Below are 19,386 nucleotides of genomic sequence, written 5' to 3'. Positions count from 1 at the left end.
GGCGGTTCGTGGAGAACTACTTGCTGACGGCTGCCTTCAGCTCTTCGACCCGGTCGGTGCGCTCCCAGGTGAAGTCCTCACCGGTGCGGCCGAAGTGACCGTTGCGCGCGGTCTGCGCGTAGATCGGCCGGAGCAGGTCGAGGTCGCGGATGATCGCGGCCGGGCGCAGGTCGAACACCTCGAGCACCGCGTCGCTGATCTTGTCCACCGGCACCGTCTCGGTGCCGAACGTGTCCACGTAGAAACCGACCGGCGCCGCCTTGCCGATCGCGTAGGCAACCTGGCACTCGGCCCGCGCGGCCAGGCCGGCCGCGACGATGTTCTTGGCCACCCAGCGCATCGCGTACGCCGCCGAGCGGTCGACCTTCGACGGGTCCTTGCCGGAGAAGGCGCCGCCACCGTGGCGGGCCATCCCGCCGTACGTGTCGATGATGATCTTGCGGCCGGTCAGCCCGGCGTCGCCCATCGGGCCGCCGATCTCGAACCGGCCGGTCGGGTTGACCAGCAGCCGGTAGTCGGCCGAGTCGATGTCGAACTGCTCCAGCACCGGGTCGACCACGTGCTTCTTCACGTCCGGGGTCAGCATCGAGTCCAGGCTGATGTCGGCCGCGTGCTGGCTGGACACCACCACGGTGTGCACCCGGACCGCCTTGTCACCGTCGTACTCGATCGTCACCTGGGTCTTGCCGTCCGGGCGCAGGTAGGCCATCGTGCCGTCCTTGCGGACCTCGGACAGCCGCGCGGACAACCGGTGCGCGATGGTGATCGGCAGCGGCATCAGCTCGGGCGTCTCGTTCGACGCGTAGCCGAACATCAGCCCCTGGTCACCGGCGCCCTGCAGGTCGAGCACGTCCGAGGACGCGTCCGAACGGGTCTCGTACGCCGTGTCGACGCCCTGGGCGATATCGGCCGACTGGCTGCCGATCGCGACCGTGACGCCACAGGAGGCACCGTCGAAACCCTTCAGCGACGAGTCGTAGCCGATCTCCAGGATGCGGTTGCGGACGATCCCCGGGATGTCCACGTACGCCGACGTGGTGACCTCGCCGGCCACCACCACCAGCCCGGTGGTCACCAGGGTCTCCACCGCGACGCGGCTCTTCGGGTCCTCGGCCAGCAAGGCGTCGAGGATCGAGTCGCTGATCTGGTCAGCGATCTTGTCCGGATGACCCTCGGTCACCGACTCGGACGTGAAAAGGCGCCGTGCCACGGATTCTCCCTTGGACTTTCTCGTCTGCCACCCGACGGGAAAGGTCGTCCCCGTCCGCGCACCGCCTCACGCGATGCTGTGGGGAAGTATGCCAGCAGTTGTGCCCACCGGCCGGAACCAGCACGCATTTCGCCCACGTGGCGAGACGGCCTGCTCACATACTGGACTAACCCGCCTGAATCAGGCGTGGGGTCCGACCGTCACCGCTCCGATCGTGAGCACCGGGTTCGCGTCGACGATCGCGCCGAGCCGCTCGGCCTGGTCGTCGAGCTGCCGCAGCTGACCGGGCTTGAGGTCGCGGAGCGGCTCGACCGTCAGGGTGAGCGTCCGGCCACTGCGTCGCTGGTGCCAGACGCCGGCCACGATGCCGTCGATCAGCAGCAAGGGGAAGTTGCCGGCTTGTCCGCGGGCCAGCGCACGATCCCAGGCCTTGCCCGGGAAGAGCCGTTCGCGGGGATGACTGCCGACGCCGTACGCATCGAAGTACGGGAGGAGGCGGACGCCGGATGCGGACTCGGTGGTGAAGTCCGTGTCGCCGCGGATCAGCCACGCGGGGGTGCCGTCGAGCAGGACCTCCTCGAGTTCGTCGGCCAACGACGTGAAGGCCTTGGTGGCGAGGACCGGTGAGATGCTGAGCCACTTCGCGAAGTGTTGTGGGGTCGCGGGTCCGTAGGACCACAGGTACCGCCGTACCAGCTCACCGATCGCCTGGTCCTTGCTCACCGGCTCGAACGGCGCGAACCGGTGCGGGTTGGTGTAGGTGGTGTTGCGTCCCCGATTGGGTCCGTGGCAAAGGACTCCGGCGTTCGCGGCCTCGGAGATCGCCTGCCGCCATCGCGGCCAGTAGCCCTGGAAGGCCGGCATCACCAGGTCGCCGGCCCACGAACCGGTCCGGCCGACCACCTCGTCGCCGAGTTCGTCGGCAGTCAGGTCGTCGTCCGCCAGCGCGTCCCCGATCGCCGCTACAACCTGGGCGGTCTGCTCCGCAGTCATCCGCATCGTCTCCGGCACCGAAGCAGCCGGCCGCGGCAAAGCGGACAACCCGGCCACCCAACTGGCCAGCTCATCGGTCGGCAACAGATGAACGGTCCCCCGCGGCCCGAACGTCTTCACCAGAGTCCGGTCCTCCCACAGAGCCCGCTGTACGTCGACCCGCGTCGCTCCCTCGAGCCGGAGGGCAACAGAGGTCTCACCAGCCGACAACACCTGAGCATGCGCCCCAGCCATCGCCCGTACGACGTCCGCCGGGCTACTCGCCGCTGGAACGCTCAGGTGGTGCCGTGCCATCCGCCGCGCGACGACGGCAGGCCAGGTCACCAATGGGCTGCGACCAGGTTCCAGATGACGCCGGCCAGAGCGTCCTTGCTGCCGGAGGGGACGGGCAGGGCGGCGCCGTCGCGGTCGAGGATGACCGCTTCGTTCTCGTCGCTGCCGAAGACCTTGCCGCCGGAGACGTCGTTGACGACCAGGAGGTCGCAGCCCTTGCGCTCGAGCTTTGCCCGGCCGAGCTCCAGCACGCTGTGCTGGGCGTCACCGGTCTCGGCGGCGAACCCGACGATCACCTGGTCGGTCCGGCGGCGTTCGTGCGAGATGGTGGCCAGGATGTCCGGGTTCTCCACCAGGCTGACCGACGGCACCGAGCCGTCGCCGGTCTTCTTGATCTTGTGCTCGGCCACATCGGCCGGGCGGAAGTCGGCGGGGGCGGCGGCCATCACGATCGCGTCGGCGTCACCGGCCCGGCCGGTGATCTCGTCGTACAGGTCGCGGGTGCTGGTGACCGGGACGACCTGGACGCCGGCCGGGTCCGCGAGCTCGGAGTTGGCCGCGACCAGGGTCACCTTGGCGCCACGGGCGGCGGCAATCCGGGCCAGCGCGTAGCCCTGCTTGCCGGACGAGGAGTTGCCCAGGTAGCGCACCGGGTCGAGGTGCTCACGGGTGCCACCGGCACTGATCAGCACCTGCTTGCCGGTCAGATCAGCGACGGACTGGCCAGCGGCGCGGGCGGCCTCGTCAGCCAGCATCAACTGACTGATCGCGAAGATCTCCGACGGCTCCGGCAGCCTGCCGCGGCCGGTGTCCGCGCCGGTCAACCGGCCGACGGCCGGGTCCAGCACGGTGATGCCGCGAGAACGCAGCGTGGCCACGTTGGCCTGGGTGGCGGGGTGCTCCCACATCTCGGTGTGCATCGCGGCCGCGAACAGGATCGGGCAGCGCGCCGTCAGCAGCGTGTTGGTGAGCAGATCGTCGGCCAGCCCGTGGGCGGCCTTGGCGATCAGGTTCGCCGTCGCGGGCGCGACGACGACGAGGTCCGCGCCCTTGCCGATCCGGACGTGCGGAACCTCGTGGACGTCGTCGAACGGGTCGGCCGTCACCGGCTGACCCGACAGCGCCGCCCAGGTGGCAGCGCCGACGAACTCCAGGGCGGCCGCGGTCGGCACCACCCGGACACTGTGCCCGGACTCGGTCAGCCGGCGGAGCAGATCACAGACCTTGTACGCCGCGATCCCGCCGCCGACGCCGAGCACCACCGACTTCATGTAAGGGCGGTTACTCGGACTTCTCCGCGGCGGCAGCGGCGGCTTCCGCCTCGGCCTCGGGGTCGATGTCCGTGCAGGTCAGCACGCCGTCGTTGATCTCGCGCATGGCGATGGACAGCGGCTTCTCCTGGACGTGGGTCTCGACCAGGGGACCGACGTACTCGAGCAGGCCCTCGCCGAGCTGGGAGTAGTAGGCGTTGATCTGCCGCGCCCGCTTGGCCGAGTACAGCACCAGCTTGTACTTGGAGTCGGTGTGGGTGAGCAGGTCGTCGATCGGCGGCGAGGTGATGCCGATGGCGACGGGCTGGTTGCCAGACAAAGTGTCAGCTCTTTCCAGAGATGTTGGGTGATCGAATCAACTTTACCAACTGATCGGCCGCTTCCCGAACCGACGCGTTCACGATCGTCACGTCGAACTCCTTCTCGGCAGCCAGCTCGAGCGTCGCGGTCTCCAGCCGGCGCTCCCGCTCCTGCGGCGTTTCGGTCCCCCGGCCGACCAGCCGGCGGACCAGTTCGTCCCAGCTCGGCGGCGCCAGGAAGACGAAATGCGCCTCCGGCATCGTCTCGCGGACCTGCCGGGCACCCTGCAGATCGATCTCCAGCAGCGCCGGCCGGCCCTCGGCCAGCTTGTCCAGCACCGGCTGACGGGGCGTCCCGTAGCGGGCGGCCTTGTGCACCACGGCCCACTCGAGCAGCTCGTCGTCGGCGATCATCCGGTCGAACTCGTCGTCGGAGACGAACAGGTAGTGCACACCGTGTTCCTCGCCCGGCCGGGCCTTGCGGGTGGTGGCCGAGACCGAGATCCAGATGTCCGGGAAACGCTCCCGGATGTCGGCCGCGACCGTGCCCTTGCCGACCGCCGTCGGGCCGGCCAGCACGGTCAGGCGGGCTCCGCCGGCACCGCCTGGTCCGCCGTCGGCCGAACCGTTCCCCGTGACCACGTCTGTCTCCAGCTCACTCGGCATCAGATCGGACGGCGGTGTCATCGTGGACGTCACTCGGCGAATTCGCGCATCAGAGCGGCGATCTGGTTGGTCCCCAGACCGCGGACCCGGCGGGTCTCGGAGATCCCGGCCCGCTCCATGATCTGCTGGGCGCGCACCTTGCCGACACCGGGGATGCACTGCAGCAGCGCGCTGACCCGCATCTTGCCGATCACGTCGTTGGTCTGCCCCTCGTGCAGCACCTCCGTAGGAGACGCCCCCGAGTGCCTGATCCGGTTCTTGATCTCCGCACGCTCACGCCGTGCGGCAGCGGCCTTGTCCAGAGCAGCCGCGCGTTGCTCCGGGGTCAAAGAAGGAAGTGGCACCGTCTCACCTGTCCCGTTGTGTGTCTTCGCAGGTGAACCTAGCCAAACACTCCCTCCGACAGCAAACAACACACCAGACGGCGACGGTCGCGCTCGAGCGCCACCGTCGCCGATCCGGCCGGAGCCGTGGCGCTACGTGATGGTGAGGCAGCCGACGCAGGTCGACACGCCGCCGTCAGGGTTCGTCACGGTGATGTTGCGGACACCCGCCGCGCCGGAGATCGACGAGGTGGTGATGTTGATCAGGTTCGGCGACCGGCTGATCGTCAGGATGTTGATCCCGGCCCCGCCGGAGAAGCTCACCTGACTGGCCGCGGTGAACCCGCTGCCGGTGATCGCGAACGACTTCAGCAGTCCCCTGGACACCGTGCTGGGTGAGGCGCCGGTCACCACCGGCGGTGCGTTCACCGTCACACAGTTGGTACAGACCGCGTCGAAGGTGCCGGGCCGGCTGACCACGATGTTGCTCCGGCCGATGGTCGCCGTCGCCGAGGTGTTGATCACCGCGTTGATCCGGGTGGCGCTGACGAAGGTGTAGGACGTCATCGTCACGCCCGCACCGGTGAAGGACGGCACGGACGCGGCCGTGAAGCCGGTGCCGTTGATCGCGACCGCCCGGCCGGTCAGGCCCTGGGCGTGGGCGTTCGGCGACAGCGACGTGACCGTCATGGCACTGCGCAGTACGACGACGACGCTGTTGCTGACGCCCGTGTTGCCGGCAGTGTCCATGCTGGAGGCACTCAGCGTGTACGTCCCGGCATTGAGGCCCGAGACGCTGGCTGACCAGGCGCCTGCGCTCGCAGTACTGGGCAGGGTGGCTACTACTGCCCCAGAGGTGCCGCTGCCCGCGTGGACCCTCAGGGTGACCGCAGTGGTGTCACCGGCCAGCGTTCCGGTCGTCCCGGACACCGTGAACGGTGCTGTCGAGGTGATCGTCGTGCTGTTGACCGGGCTGGTGATCCGGACGATCGGCTTGGTGGTATCCACCGTGAACGTCGACGTACTGGTACCGACGTTGCCCGCGGCATCGGTCTGGGTCGCCTGCGCGGTGTAGGTGCCCTGTGGAAGCGCTGCGGACGTCATCGTCCAGGCTCCGGCCGTGATCGGTGCTGCGACCGTCTGGCGCGGCGTACCGGTCGCGGTAGCGCCGTTGTAGACGCGCACAGTGGCCGTGGCGACATCACCCGTCGCTGTGCCGCCGGTGCCGCTGATGGTCGGCGTCGTGTCGGAGGTGCGCGAGTTGTTCGCCGGGGTGGTGATCGCAATCGCCGGCGGCGTCAGGTCGATCGTGTCGGAGACCACGAACGTCCGGGGCGCGCTGAGGCCGGTCAGGCCGTTGCCGGTCTGCTTGACCTGGACCGTGTAGGTGCCGTTCGCCAGCGGACCGGGCAGCGTGGTCGTCCAGGTGCCGCTGTTGTTGGTCGCGGTGGCCGACAGGACCGGCGTACCGAGGCTGTACGGGCCGGAGTACAGGTCGACCGTGACGTCGCCACCCGTCGTCAGTGCGGTGCCGCTGATCGTCGGGTTCGGCGGGCGCTGCTGGCCGGCCGTCGGTGCCGTGATGACCGGGTTCGGGATCGTTTGCCCGCCGCTCATCACCTCGGCCACGGTCTTGACCGAGATGCCGCGGCTCGCGTTCGCCGTCACCCAGTCCATGAACTGGCTCAGCGTGGTGTTGGAGACCGGGCGGTAGCCGGCCATGCAGGCACTGAAGTCCGAGGAGCCCTCGATGCAGATCTCGTGGAAGAGCATCGGCACCCAGCCGCCGGCGCGCTCGGCGGGACCGTTGACCGCGTCCTGCAGTGACTGCAGGGTGATCGGGCCGTCGTACGTCGTACCGAGCGCCTTGAAGCTGAACGGCTCCGGTGGCGGGATCGCCTCGCTGTAGAGCGGGCCACCCACCAGGAGGCTGCCGCCGGTGCGTCCGGACTGATAGCCACAGCCCTTGATGATGCTGATCGCCTGGGCGTTGAAGGCCGCGAACGGATAGGCGAAGCTCGCCGGCGAGAAGCCCTGTGCCTGCAGCCGGGCCCGGTCGTCACAGGCCTGCTTCCAGCGGTAGTCGAAGCTGGTGTCCGCCGCGGTCAGGTCGACATGGTCCTTGGTGTGGCCACCGATGTCGTTGCCATCGGCCCGGAGAGCGTGGATCTGCGTCCAGGTCATGGTGCCCGCTTCGGCCGCGTCCACCGGCCCGCTGTTGATGTAGAAGGTCCCGTGCATGCCGTGCGACGAGAAGATCGTTCGGGTCGCGTACTGCGACTTGAGCCCGTCGTCGAAGGTCAGCGAGACCGTGGTCGGCCGGGGCGGCAACGGCGGTTGCGGTCCGGCGCCCATCACGTCGCGGACCCGCTGGACCGTAGTACCGGCGGGTGCTTCCGGGCTTTGCAGCCAGTCGAGGAAGGCCGACAGGACGCCGGCGTCGAGCGCCTGGTAGGTGGTCATGCAGTTGGAGTAGTCGGCCGCGCTCGGCTGGCAGACGTGGTTGAACGCGATCGGCACCCAGCCGCCACCATTGCCGGCGGCAACATTCACCGCAGTCTGCAGGTCGGCCAGCTGGATCGGTCCACCCGGCAGGTTCGCCGTACTGAGCCGGAACGCGTCGGCCGGCGGCATCAGTTCGGCGTACGGGCCGGTGGTCGTGGACAGGCCGCCGACGGTCCGGCCGGACAGGTAGCCACAGCCCTGGACGATGCTCTCGGCGTTCGCGTTCACCGCGGCGAACGGGTAGCTGAAGCTCTGCGGGTCGTAGCCCAGGGTGGCAAGTCGTTGCCTGTCGCCACAAACCTGGTCCTGTTTGTAGGCCTGGTCGGTGCCCGGGTCGGTCAGATCGACGTGATCCTTGCTCAGGCCACCGATCTCGTTGCCTTCGCGATAGAGCGCATCGGCGTGCCAGGTCGCCATGTAGCCCGGCGCGTTGGCCTCGAGGACCTTGCTCGACGTGTAGAAGGTGCCTTGCACGCTGTGGGCGAGCAGGACCGGCCGCGCGTGCTGGTACTGCGACATCAGCCCGTCGTTGAAGGTCAGCGACACCACGGTCTCGCCGGCGGCCTGCGCCTGCATGACGGTGAACTGACCGAAAGAAACGGCGACCGCGAGAGCGGCACCGATGCGTAAGGCGCGTGACGTGAACAAGCCTGAAACTGACACCGAGGCCCCCCTGGTATCTACGGATCCAACCCCAGGACAGCCGACAAGCGTGCAGCCATCCCCCCGCTGTCGAGGCTAGCACCGCAAATCCGTTTGGGATATGAGCCGAGACCCTCCGCAGCCACCGGCTCCGCACCGTGTGCGACCGGCGACAGCGCGCTCAGTTCAGGTTGGGGATGTCCACCTTGCAGGAGTCCTTCGCCTGGGTGGCGATCGCCCTTGTACGCCGAGGTCACGCCACCGAGCTGCTTGCTCAGCCGCGCCAGCTCGATCTCGTTCTTCCCGGCCTTCTGCGCCTTTTCGGCGAACCCGACCACCACTGCCCAGTCGTCCTTGACCTCGGCCGGTGCGCCGTCGCGCATCTTCTTGGCGTCCTCGAGGATCTTGGCGTAGTCGGCCGGCTTCTGCGGGTCGACGTTGGTGGCGGCCGCGGCGAAGCCGGCCAGGTCGACGCAGTACGCCTGCTCTTCGGTACAGCCGGTCAGTGCGGCGGCAGCGATCGCGATCGTCGCGGTCAGCACAGCGGTGCGGCGCATCGGGAACTCATCCTCCGAGGGGCTTGCGGGGTGGAGCCGGTCACGCTACCGGCAGCAGGACCGGCAACGAAAACCGATGGCGGCGGCACCTGGCCGCCGCCATCGGTTCGAGGTCGGCCGATCAGCCGTTGAGGTCCAGCTTGCAGGTGTCCTTGGCGTGCTTGGCGATCGCGTCGGAGGCCGGCTTGACCTTCGCGCCCTCCGCCTTGGACAGCTCGGTGAGCTTGGCCGTGTCGCCCTTCGCGTCGATCGCCTTGTCGGCGTAGTCGAGCAGGATCTTCCAGTCGTCCTTCAGGTCGTCCGGCGCCGACTTGGACACCTTCTTGGCCTCGTCGCGCATCTTCTCGACGGCCTTGGGGTCCTTGACGTCGAGGCCCTTGGCGGCCGTCGCATAGCTGTTCAGCTCGTTGCAGTAGTCGCCACCCGAGCACGCCGTCAAGAAGCCGACGCTCATTGTCACTACCGCCGCGAGGGCCGCAACCTTACGCATTCCAGTCCTAACTGTCACCGCGGGAAGACCATCTCTTCCCGTCACCGGTAACCCTGGCGAACGGCAGGGTCATCGCGGCTGTCGGCACGCCGTGAGGAACCTCCCACCGGTCGGTTGGAACCGGCCTGTGACCTGTCGCGTCGTCAGTATCCGAGGACCGCGCGGAAAGCGTCGTTCGCCCGATCGGCCGCATCCCGCAGCGACGTCGCGTCCGGACCGGCTCCGAGGATCTCGCGAGAGCTCGACGGTACGACGTTGCGCACCGCCGACCCGAAGACCGCCGCCAGCCCTTCGGCCGTACCGCCTTGCGCACCGAGCCCCGGCGCGAGCAGCGGGCCGCGGATGTCGAGGTCCTCCCCCGTCGACTTGATCGTCGCGCCGACCACGGCACCGAACGAACCGAGATCGTCGGCACCCGCGTTGAGCTCCCGCAGACCGTCGAGCACGGCGCCCGCCACGGTCGGCCCGTCGACGGTCCGGGCCGACTGGAACTGCGGGCCCTCCGGGTTCGACGTGAGCGCCAGCACGAACAGACCGGCCCCGGCCGCCCGGGCCTCGTCGATCGCTGGTTGGAGCGAGCCGAAGCCGAGGTACGGGCTGACGGTCAACGCGTCGCAGGCCAGCGGTCCCTTCTCTGCCAGGTACGCCGACGCGTACCCGGCCATCGTCGACCCGATGTCGCCGCGCTTCGCGTCGATGATGACCAGTGCGCCGGCTTCGCGCAGCCGGATCGTCGCCTGCTCCAGTACCGCGATGCCAGCCGACCCGAAGCGCTCGAAGAAGGCCGACTGCGGCTTGAAGACCGCGACCTGGTCGGCGAGCGCGTCCACCACCCCGAAGGTGAAGGAGGCAAGGCCGTCCGCGTCGTCCGGCAGTCCCCACGCGTCGAGCAGGTGGGCGTGCGGGTCGATCCCGACGCAGAGCGGGCCGCGCTCGTTCATTGCCGCGCGCAACCGGGTTCCGAAGGGCTGGCTGCTCATGGGACGTTCTCGCTCTCTCATCTTTGGGCCAATCTGCGGTTGGTGCGGCGTACCAGGGACGGGCCTCGGTAGATCAGGCCGGTGTAGAGCTGGACCAGGCTGGCGCCGGCGTCGAACAGCCGGACCGCGTCGTCGGGTTCGAGGATGCCGCCGACCCCGATGATCGGCAGCGTTCCGTTGGTACTCGCGTGGATCTGGGCCACGGTCTTGGCCGCGAGCTCGGTCAGCGGCCGGCCCGACAGACCGCCGGTCTCGCCGCCGAGTCGCTCGTCGGTAGGGGCCAGACCCGAGCGGCCGATCGTTGTGTTGGTGGCGATGATGCCGGCCACACCGACGTCGGTGCAGACGCCGAGCAGCTCGTCGATCGCCGGCTCGGCCAGGTCCGGTGCGATCTTCACCAGGATCGGCTTCGGGTCGCGGCCGCCCGTGCTGAGGGTCCTCGCCTCGTCGTGCAGGGCGGTGAGGAGCTCGCGCAGGTGACCGGCGTCCTGCAAGGAACGCAGGCCCGGTGTGTTCGGCGAGCTGACGTTGACGGCGAAGTAGTCGCCGAAGCGATACAGCCGGCGCAGAGAGGTGACGTAGTCCCCCACCGCGTCCTCCAGCGGCGTCACCTTGGACTTCCCGATGCTGATGCCGAGCGGGTAGCCCAGATCCCCGTACACCTGACCGGGGTGGTGGGGTGGGGTCAGCATGTACTCAGCCAGCCGGCTCGCGAGCGCTTCGGACCCTTCGTTGTTGAAGCCCATCCGGTTGATCACGGCTTCGCTGTCGACCAGCCGGAACAGGCGGGGTTTCTCGTTGCCGGGCTGTGGATGCGCGGTCACCGTGCCGACCTCGACGAACCCGAAACCGAGCGCCCGCCAGGCCGGCAAAGCCAGACCGTTCTTGTCCATCCCCGCGGCCAGTCCGACCGGGCTGGGGAAGCGCACCCCGAACACAGTGCGCTCCAGCCCGGCCGGCAGTGCGCCGTACGTGCGAGACAGAGCAGGCACCGCCCCCGGGATGCGGCTCAGTCGCCGCAACCCGTGAAGCGTCTGCTCGTGCGCCACCTCGGCGTCGCCTCTACCGAGGCGGTAGAGGACGGGCCGGATGAGCCGCTCGTACATCAACTCCCTGCCTCCGGCGAAGAGGAGATGGAAGGCGTGCCGGCCGGCGCGTCGGCCTCGCCGCGGATGCGGCTGGCCCAGTCCTGCAAGGAGCGGACTCCGATGTCACCTGCTTGCTGTGCCTCGATGCCCTGGACCGCTGCGCCGAGGCCTTGGACCGTGGTGATGCAGGGGATGTTGCGGGCCACCGCCGCGCTGCGGATCTCGTAGCCGTCGAGGCGCGGGGAACCATCCTTGGTGATCCCGATCGGGGTGTTGACGATCAGGTTCAGCTCGCCGTCCTGGACCATCTGGACGATCGTCGGCTCACCGTTCGGCCCTGGCCCCTGGCTGCTCTTGCGGACCGTCACGGCCTGGACGCCGTTGCGCCGCAGTACGTCGGCGGTGCCTTCGGTCGCGTAGATCTGGAAGCCCAGGTCGGCCAGCCGCTTGACCGGGAAGATCATCGCCCGCTTGTCCCGGTTCGCCACCGAGACGAACACCTTGCCGGCACCCGGCAGCGGCTGGGACGCGGCGGCCTGCGACTTGGCGAACGCCGTCCCGAAGGTGTCGTCGATGCCCATCACCTCACCGGTCGAGCGCATCTCCGGCCCGAGCACGGTGTCCACCGACGCGCCGTCGAGGGTGCGGAACCGGTTGAACGGCATCACCGCTTCCTTGACCGCGATCGGCGTCGACGCGGGCAGCGTGCCCCCGTCGCCCTCGGCCGGCAGCATGCCCTCGGTGCGCAGCTCGGCGATCGTTGCCCCGAGCATCACTCGGGCCGCCGCCTTGGCCAGCGGGGTCGCGGTCGCCTTCGACACGAACGGCACCGTCCGCGACGCGCGCGGGTTCGCCTCCAGCACGTAGAGCACGTCACCGGCCAGCGCGTACTGCACGTTCAGCAGACCCCGTACGCCGACACCGCGGGCGATCGCCTCGGTGGACTCGCGGATCTTCTCGATGTCCGCGTTCCCGAGGGTGATGGGCGGCAGCGCGCAGGACGAGTCGCCCGAGTGCACCCCGGCCTCCTCGATGTGCTCCATCACGCCACCCAGGAACAGCTCCGTGCCGTCGTACAACGCGTCGACGTCGATCTCCACCGCGTCGTCCAGGAACCGGTCGATCAGCACCGGGTGCTCCCAGTTCGCGGCCAGCGCGCCTCCGCTGAGCCGCTCGAGCGCGGCGGTCAGCTCGGCATCGGAGTACACGATCTCCATGCCGCGGCCGCCGAGCACGTACGACGGCCGGACCAGAACCGGGAAGCCGATCTCGGTGGCGATCAGCTGTGCCTCGTCGAAGGACATCGCCGTCCCGTGTTTCGGGGCCGGCAGGTTCGCGTCGGACAGCACCTTGCCGAAGGCGCCACGCTCCTCGGCGAGGTGGATCGCCTCGGGTGAAGTCCCGACGATTGGCACCCCGGCGTCGGCGAGCCGCTGGGCCAGGCCGAGCGGGGTCTGCCCGCCGAGCTGGACGATGACGCCGGCGATCGGGCCGGCCTGCATCTCGGCGTACACGATCTCCAGGACGTCTTCGCAGGTGAGCGGCTCGAAGTACAGCCGGTCGGAGGTGTCGTAGTCGGTGGAGACCGTCTCGGGGTTGCAGTTGACCATGATCGTGCAGTAGCCGGCGTCCCGCAGTGCCATCGACGCGTGCACACACGAGTAGTCGAACTCGATGCCCTGGCCGATCCGGTTCGGGCCCGAGCCGAGGATCAGCACCGCCGGGGTCTCCCGCGGCGCGACCTCGGTCTCCTCGTCGTAGGAGGAGTAGTGGTACGGCGTCGCGGCGGCGAACTCGGCCGCGCAGGTGTCGACCGTCTTGTAGACCGGGCGGATCCCCAGCGCCTGCCGGACCCCGCGGACGACGTCCTCGGCCAGCCCGCGGATCTCGGCCAGCTGCAGGTCGGAGAAGCCGTGCCGCTTGGCCAGCCGGAGGATCTCCGGCGTCAGCCGGGGCGCGGCCGCGACCTGGCCGGCGGTCTCGTGGATCAGGTACAGCTGGTCCACGAACCACGGGTCGATCTTGGTCGCGTCGAAGATCTGCTCCGGCGTCGCGCCGGCCCGGATCGCGTCCATCACCGTGCGCAGCCGGCCGTCGTGCGGCGTCTTGATTGCCTCCAGCAACGACTCCAGGTCGGACGAGGGCGCGTCGGCCCAGGAGAACCGGGCCTCCGGCTTCTCCAGCGAACGCAGCGCCTTCTGCAGCGCCTCGGTGTAGTTGCGGCCGATCGCCATCGCCTCGCCGACGCTCTTCATGTGCGTGGTCAAGGTGGCGTCCGCGGCCGGGAACTTCTCGAACGCGAACCGCGGCACCTTCACCACCACGTAGTCCAGCGTCGGCTCGAAGCTGGCCGGGGTCTGCTGGGTGATGTCGTTCGGGATCTCGTCCAGGGTGTAGCCGATGGCCACCTTCGCGGCGATCTTCGCGATCGGGAAGCCGGTCGCCTTCGAGGCCAGCGCCGAGGACCGCGACACCCGCGGGTTCATCTCGATCACGATCAGCCGGCCGTCGGCCGGGTTCACCGCGAACTGGATGTTGCAGCCGCCGGTGTCCACCCCGACCTCGCGGATGATGCCGATGGCCAGGTCCCGCATGGTCTGGTACTCGCGGTCGGTCAGCGTCATCGCCGGGGCCACCGTGACCGAGTCGCCGGTGTGCACACCCATCGGGTCGACGTTCTCGATCGAGCAGATGATCACGACGTTGTCCGCCTTGTCGCGCATCACCTCCAGCTCGTACTCCTTCCAGCCGACGATCGACTCCTCGATCAGCACCTCGGTGGTCGGGCTGGCGGTCAGGCCGGCGCCGGCGATCCGGCGCAGGTCGTTCTCGTCGTAGGCCATCCCGGAGCCGACGCCGCCCATCGTGAACGACGGCCGGATGATCAGCGGGTAGCCCAGCGCATCGGCCGCGGCGAGTACGTCGTCCATCGTGTGGCAGACGTGCGAGCGGGCGGTCTCGGCGCCCAGCGACTCCACGATCGCCTTGAACGACTCCCGGTTCTCGCCGCGCTGGATCGCGTCCACGGAGGCGCCGATCAGCTCGACGCCGTACTTCTCCAGCACGCCGTTCTCGTGCAGCGAGATCGCCGCGTTCAGCGCGGTCTGGCCGCCCAGGGTGGCGAGCAGGACGTTCGGGCGCTCCTTCTCGATCACCTTCTCGACGAACTCCGGCGTGATCGGCTCGACGTAGGTCGCGTCGGCGAACTCGGGGTCCGTCATGATCGTGGCCGGGTTGGAGTTCACCAGGATGACCCGGAAACCCTCTTCCTTCAGCACCCGGCAGGCCTGCGTCCCGGAGTAGTCGAACTCACAGGCCTGGCCGATCACGATCGGGCCGGAACCGATCACCAGCACCGATTCGATGTCTGTACGGCGGGGCATCAGCTTTTCTCCATCAGCTCTACGAAGCGGTCGAACAGGTAGGCCGAGTCGTGCGGCCCGGCGGCTGCCTCTGGGTGGTACTGGACCGAGAACGCGAGCGGCTTGCCGTCGCGACCGGTCAGCTTGAGCCCTTCGACGACGTTGTCGTTGAGCGACACGTGGCTCACCTCGGCGACGCCGTACGGCGTGTCGATCGTCCCGTCGAGCGGGGCGTCGACCGCGAAGCCGTGGTTCTGCGAGGTGATCTCCACCTTGCCGGTGGCCCGGTCGAGCACCGGCTGGTTGATCCCGCGGTGCCCGTACTTCAGCTTGAAGGTGCCCAGTCCCAGCGCGCGGCCGAAGACCTGGTTGCCGAAGCAGATCCCGAAGTACGGGATGTTGCGGCCGAGCAGTTCCTTGAGCAGCGTGGTCGGGTGCTCGGTGGTCTCCGGGTCGCCCGGGCCGTTGCTCATGAAGATGCCGTCGGGGTTGACCGCCAGCACCTCCTCCAGCGACGCGGTGGCCGGCAGCACGTGGACCTCGATCCCGCGCTCGGCCATCCGCTTGGGCGTCATCGACTTGATGCCGAGGTCGAGGGCGACCACGGTGAACCGCTTCTCCCCCTCCGCCGGTACGACGTACGCGTCGGCCGTGGTGACCTGTTCGGCCAGGTCGGCGCCGGCCATCGGCGGCTGCTCGAGCACCTTGCGCAGCAACACCTCGGGATCCAGGATCTCGGTCGAGATCCCGGCCCGCATCGCGCCGCGCTCGCGCAGGTGCCGGGTCAGCGCCCGGGTGTCGATGCCGGAGATCCCGACAATGCCCTGGCCTCTCAGCTGGTCGTCGAGGGTGCGGGTGGCGCGCCAGTTCGACGGCACCCGGGCGGGGTCGCGGACGACGTACCCAGCGACCCAGATCCGCTGCGACTCGTCGTCCTCGTCGTTGACGCCGGTGTTGCCGATGTGCGGCGCGGTCTGGGTGACGATCTGGCGGTGGTACGACGGGTCGGTCAGCGTCTCCTGGTAGCCGGTCATGCCGGTGGTGAACACCGCCTCGCCGAAGGTCTCGCCGGTCGCCCCGTACGACGTACCGGCGAAGGCGCGGCCGTCCTCGAGGACCAGCAGCGCAGGAAGTGTGGCGGCCTGGCTCATTGCTCGGCTCCGATCAGGGTCGAGATGGATTCGGTCAGCGGGGCGGTGTCGGCCTTGCGGCGGGGCCGGAAGCCGGTGTCGAGCTCGCGGCCGTCATGGGTCCAGGTCACCACGACCAGCCCGGAGGCCTCGGCGGTGACCTTGCCCGCGATCCCGCGGTCGGTCCGGACACCGGTCAGGTGGTCCGCGGGGATGAAGACGTCCGCCGCCCCTTGCCGATGGAAGATCAGGCCGGCCTCACTGACGGCCAGGTCCGCGGTACTGCGGACTCCGAGTTCGTGCACGGCGATCCGGTCCATCCAGTCGCCGGCGGTCGTGGTGGCGACGTAGACACCTTCGACGCCCTTTACTTTGCCCTCGGGCACTACCGGCAGCGGCGCGAGATCGGCCTGCCGGGACTGGCGGTTGCGCCAGCCGCGGTACATGCCGAACCAGCCGCCACCGATCACCAGCAGCGTGCCGAGGATGCCCAGAACAACCTTCACTTGGTGAGCTTCCCGTCGAGCACGGTCGGTTCGCCGCGCAGGAAGGTCGCCATCACCCGGCCGGGCAGCGTCATCCCGGCGAACGGAGTGTTCCGCGACAGTGACGCCGTCTCACTCGGTACGACGGTGCGCTCGGCCGCCGGGTCGACCAGGACCAGGTTGGCGGGGGCTCCCACTGTGAGGGGCTGCCCGTGGTCACTGATCTGGCCGATCGCGGCCGGCCGGTAGCTCATCCGGTCGGCCAGGTCGGCCCAGGTCAGCAGCTTGGTGTCGATCATCGTGTGCTGGACCACCGAGAGCGCGGTCTCCAGCCCGGTCATCCCGAACGCGGCCGCGCTCCACTCGCAGTCCTTGTCCTCCACCGGGTGCGGCGCGTGGTCGGTGGCGACGATGTCGATCGTGCCGTCGGCCAGGCCCTCGCGGACCGCCTCGACGTCGGCCTTGGTCCGCAGCGGCGGGTTCACCTTGTAGACCGGGTTGTACGACGCCGCCAGGTCCTCGGTCAGCAGCAGGTGGTGCGGGGTCACCTCGGCGGTGACCTCGAGTCCGCGGCGCTTGGCGGCGCGGACGATCTCGACCGAGCCCTTGGTGGACAGGTGGCAGATGTGCAGCTTCGAGCCGACGTGCGCGTTGAGCAGGATGTCGCGCGCGATGATCGACTCCTCGGCGACGCTCGGCCAGCCGGTCAGCCCGAGCACGCCGGACAGCGCTCCCTCGTTCATCTGGGCGCCCTGGGTCAGCCGCGGCTCCTGAGCGTGCTGGGCGATCGTGCCGCCGAAGGCCTTCACGTACTCGAGGGCGCGGCGCATCAGGGCGGCGTCCCAGACACAGTCGCCGTCGTCGGAGAAGACCCGCACGCGGGCCGCCGAGTCCGCCATCGCGCCGAGCTCCGCGAGCTGGGTGCCCTGCCGGCCGACGGTGACTGCTCCGATCGGGATGACATCGGCGTACCCGGCTTCGCGGCCGAGGCGCCAGACCTGCTCGACGACGCCGGCCGTGTCGGCGACCGGGTCGGTGTTGGCCATCGCGAAGACGGCGGTGAAGCCGCCGATCGCCGCGGCCCGGGTGCCGGTGAGGACGGTCTCGGCGTCCTCACGGCCGGGCTCGCGCAGGTGGGTGTGCAGGTCGACCAGCCCGGGAAGCGCGATCAGCCCGGTCGCGTCGATCACCTCGGCACCGTCGGGCTTGGCGAGGTCGTTGCCCACGGCGACGATCTCACCGGCGTCGATCAGCAGGTCCGCCACCTCGCCACCAATGATGCCGGCTCCGGTGATCAGGTACGCGGTCATGCCTTGGGCTCCTCAGTCGGGTTGGTGTCGTTACTGCCTGACAGCAGCAGGTAAAGCACGGCCATCCGGATCGCCACGCCGTTCGTGACCTGTTCGACGATCACCGAGCGGGTCGAGTCGGCGACCTCGGCGCTGATCTCCATCCCCCGGTTCATCGGGCCGGGGTGCAGCACGATCGCCTCGTCGCCGAGCTGGGCCATCCGGTGCACGTCCAGCCCGTAGCGCCGGGTGTACTCGCGGGCGCTGGGGAAGAACGCGTCGTTCATCCGCTCGCGCTGGACCCGCAGCATCATCACCGCGTCACTCTTGGCCAGTGCCCCGTCCAGGTCGTACGACGTGGCGCAGGGCCAGTTGGTCATGTCGACCGGGAGCAGCGTCGGGGGCGCGACCACGGTGACCTCGGCGCCGAGCGTCGAGAGCAGCAGCACGTTGGATCGGGCTACCCGGCTGTGCAGGACGTCACCGACGATGGTGATCCGGCGCCCGTCGAGCGAACCGAGGTGGCGGCGCATCGTGAAGGCGTCGAGCAGCGCCTGGGTCGGGTGCTCGTGGGTGCCGTCGCCGGCGTTGACCACCGAGCCGTTCAGCCAGCCGGAGGTGGCCAGCAGATGCGGTGCCCCGGACGAGCCGTGCCGGCAGACGACACCGTCGGCGCCCATCGCCTGCAGGGTCAGCGCGGTGTCCTTGAGGCTTTCGCCCTTGCTGACGCTCGAGCCCTTGGCGGAGAAGTTGATCACATCGGCCGACAGCCGCTTGGCGGCCGCCTCGAACGAGATCCGGGTCCGGGTGGAGTCCTCGAAGAACAGGTTCACCACCGTGCGGCCGCGCAGGGCGGGCAGCTTCTTGATCGGCCGGTCCGCCAGCGAGCGCATCTCCTCGGCGGTGTCCAGGATCAGGTTCGCCTCGTCCAGCGACAGATCACCCGCACTCAGCAAGTGCCTCATCGCGCCTGCACCTCCCGCTCGGCCCGCGCCGGTTTGTCGGCGATCAGGACCGCGTCGTCCGCGTCGTACTCGGTCAGATGGACGGTGACCCGCTCGACCAGCGAGGTGGGCAGGTTCTTGCCGACGTAGTCCGCGCGGATCGGCAGTTCGCGGTGGCCGCGGTCGACCAGGACAGCTAGCTGGACCGCCTTGGGCCGGCCGATGTCGCCGATCGCGTCCAACGCGGCCCGGATGGTCCGGCCGGAGAACAGCACGTCGTCGACCAGCACGACGACCTTGCCGTCGATACCGCCCGGCGGGATGTCGGTGTGCTCCAGCGCACGGGCCGGTTTGAGCCCGATGTCGTCGCGGTACATCGTCACATCGAGTGACCCTGTGGGCACGCTGCGCCCCTCGACGGCCGCGATCCGGTCGGAGATCCGGGTCGCCAGACCGACGCCACGGGTGGGAATGCCGAGCAGGACGACGGGGTCGGCACCCCGGTTGCGCTCGAGGATCTCGTGCGCGATCCGGGTCAGTGCCCGGGAAATATCGGAAGCATCCAGCACTGTGCGGGGTGTGGCCTGGGCCACGCGGGCGGAATTTTCCACCAACGTGCCCTCCGGCTCTGGCACCGAGGCAGGGCTCATCGCTACCGTTCCTCCTTTCCCGCCTCTCTGGACGGGTCTTTAAAGGACGTTCGGACCGCTTGCCATGGTATCGGAAGTGACACGCCGTCTTGACGCTGGCCTCTGGCCCAGAATATTGTTACTCTGTGTAATCGTGGGGGGTTTCACCAAACGGCCCATTGGTAAGAGTTACTGAGAAGTCACTGTCCGGGCCATCGGAGTATCGACCAAAAGTCGGAGGGAAGTACCA

17 protein-coding genes are annotated in these 19,386 nt (G+C 69.0%); all 17 read right to left on the bottom strand.

All coding sequences use genetic code 11. The annotated features are described in order from the left end of the window. Window positions 1-16 precede the first annotated feature (16 nt). A complete protein-coding gene (gene metK, locus AB0F51_RS16925; RefSeq protein ID WP_360280617.1) occupies window positions 17-1,210 on the bottom strand; it encodes a methionine adenosyltransferase in 1,194 nt (397 codons plus the stop codon). Window positions 1,211-1,390: 180 nt separating this feature from the next. Continuing rightward, window positions 1,391-2,527, bottom strand: a complete 1,137-nt coding sequence (locus AB0F51_RS16920; RefSeq protein WP_360280614.1) for a winged helix DNA-binding domain-containing protein — start codon at window positions 2,525-2,527, stop codon at window positions 1,391-1,393. Next, the gene (gene coaBC / locus AB0F51_RS16915; protein WP_360280611.1) at window positions 2,524-3,747 is read right to left on the bottom strand and encodes a bifunctional phosphopantothenoylcysteine decarboxylase/phosphopantothenate--cysteine ligase CoaBC; all 1,224 of its coding nucleotides are present in this window, start codon (window positions 3,745-3,747) and stop codon (window positions 2,524-2,526) included. Before coaBC ends, AB0F51_RS16920 begins: the two co-directional genes overlap by 4 nt. A gap of 10 nt (window positions 3,748-3,757) precedes the next feature. Further along, window positions 3,758-4,066 (bottom strand): DNA-directed RNA polymerase subunit omega, encoded by a 309-nt coding sequence (rpoZ, locus tag AB0F51_RS16910; RefSeq protein ID WP_328325165.1) that lies wholly within the window; start codon window positions 4,064-4,066, stop codon window positions 3,758-3,760. Between the two features lie 4 nt (window positions 4,067-4,070). After that, window positions 4,071-4,733, bottom strand: a complete 663-nt coding sequence (gene gmk, locus AB0F51_RS16905; protein ID WP_360280607.1) for a guanylate kinase — start codon at window positions 4,731-4,733, stop codon at window positions 4,071-4,073. Between the two features lie 8 nt (window positions 4,734-4,741). Further along, window positions 4,742-5,056 carry an integration host factor, actinobacterial type gene (gene mihF, locus AB0F51_RS16900; RefSeq protein ID WP_360280604.1) on the bottom strand — a complete coding sequence of 105 codons (315 nt, stop codon included), beginning with the start codon at window positions 5,054-5,056 and terminating at the stop codon, window positions 4,742-4,744. Between the two features lie 132 nt (window positions 5,057-5,188). Then, on the bottom strand, window positions 5,189-8,203 hold the full coding sequence (locus AB0F51_RS16895) for a polysaccharide deacetylase family protein (RefSeq protein ID WP_360280601.1): 3,015 nt from the start codon (window positions 8,201-8,203) through the stop codon (window positions 5,189-5,191). A 17-nt stretch (window positions 8,204-8,220) separates the two neighbouring features. After that, window positions 8,221-8,739 carry a hypothetical protein gene (locus tag AB0F51_RS16890; protein WP_360280599.1) on the bottom strand — a complete coding sequence of 173 codons (519 nt, stop codon included), beginning with the start codon at window positions 8,737-8,739 and terminating at the stop codon, window positions 8,221-8,223. 121 nt (window positions 8,740-8,860) lie between these two features. After that, window positions 8,861-9,193: a hypothetical protein gene (locus AB0F51_RS16885; RefSeq protein WP_360280596.1), complete on the bottom strand. Its 333-nt coding sequence runs from the start codon at window positions 9,191-9,193 to the stop codon at window positions 8,861-8,863. Window positions 9,194-9,372: 179 nt separating this feature from the next. Continuing rightward, window positions 9,373-10,209 carry an orotidine-5'-phosphate decarboxylase gene (gene pyrF, locus AB0F51_RS16880; RefSeq protein WP_360280593.1) on the bottom strand — a complete coding sequence of 279 codons (837 nt, stop codon included), beginning with the start codon at window positions 10,207-10,209 and terminating at the stop codon, window positions 9,373-9,375. Window positions 10,210-10,226: 17 nt separating this feature from the next. Beyond that, complete coding sequence (locus tag AB0F51_RS16875) at window positions 10,227-11,315, bottom strand: quinone-dependent dihydroorotate dehydrogenase (RefSeq protein ID WP_360280590.1); 1,089 nt, start codon at window positions 11,313-11,315, stop codon at window positions 10,227-10,229. Next, the gene (carB, locus tag AB0F51_RS16870; RefSeq protein WP_360280587.1) at window positions 11,315-14,680 is read right to left on the bottom strand and encodes a carbamoyl-phosphate synthase large subunit; all 3,366 of its coding nucleotides are present in this window, start codon (window positions 14,678-14,680) and stop codon (window positions 11,315-11,317) included. The genes AB0F51_RS16875 and carB overlap by 1 nt, the downstream gene beginning before the upstream one ends. Further along, window positions 14,680-15,810: a glutamine-hydrolyzing carbamoyl-phosphate synthase small subunit gene (carA, locus tag AB0F51_RS16865; protein WP_360280584.1), complete on the bottom strand. Its 1,131-nt coding sequence runs from the start codon at window positions 15,808-15,810 to the stop codon at window positions 14,680-14,682. The genes carB and carA overlap by 1 nt, the downstream gene beginning before the upstream one ends. Further along, complete coding sequence (locus AB0F51_RS16860) at window positions 15,807-16,295, bottom strand: hypothetical protein (protein ID WP_360280581.1); 489 nt, start codon at window positions 16,293-16,295, stop codon at window positions 15,807-15,809. The genes carA and AB0F51_RS16860 overlap by 4 nt, the downstream gene beginning before the upstream one ends. Continuing rightward, complete coding sequence (locus AB0F51_RS16855; protein WP_360280578.1) at window positions 16,292-17,584, bottom strand: dihydroorotase; 1,293 nt, start codon at window positions 17,582-17,584, stop codon at window positions 16,292-16,294. Before AB0F51_RS16855 ends, AB0F51_RS16860 begins: the two co-directional genes overlap by 4 nt. Continuing rightward, a complete protein-coding gene (locus tag AB0F51_RS16850) occupies window positions 17,581-18,528 on the bottom strand; it encodes an aspartate carbamoyltransferase catalytic subunit (protein WP_360280576.1) in 948 nt (315 codons plus the stop codon). The genes AB0F51_RS16855 and AB0F51_RS16850 overlap by 4 nt, the downstream gene beginning before the upstream one ends. Beyond that, window positions 18,525-19,157 (bottom strand): bifunctional pyr operon transcriptional regulator/uracil phosphoribosyltransferase PyrR, encoded by a 633-nt coding sequence (gene pyrR, locus AB0F51_RS16845; protein ID WP_360280573.1) that lies wholly within the window; start codon window positions 19,155-19,157, stop codon window positions 18,525-18,527. The genes AB0F51_RS16850 and pyrR overlap by 4 nt, the downstream gene beginning before the upstream one ends. Window positions 19,158-19,386: the final 229 nt, after the last annotated feature.

The sequence above is a fragment of the Kribbella sp. NPDC023855 genome (genome assembly GCF_040639475.1).
GTDB lineage: Bacteria > Actinomycetota > Actinomycetes > Propionibacteriales > Kribbellaceae > Kribbella.
This window is presented reverse-complemented; position numbering and strand designations above follow the sequence as displayed.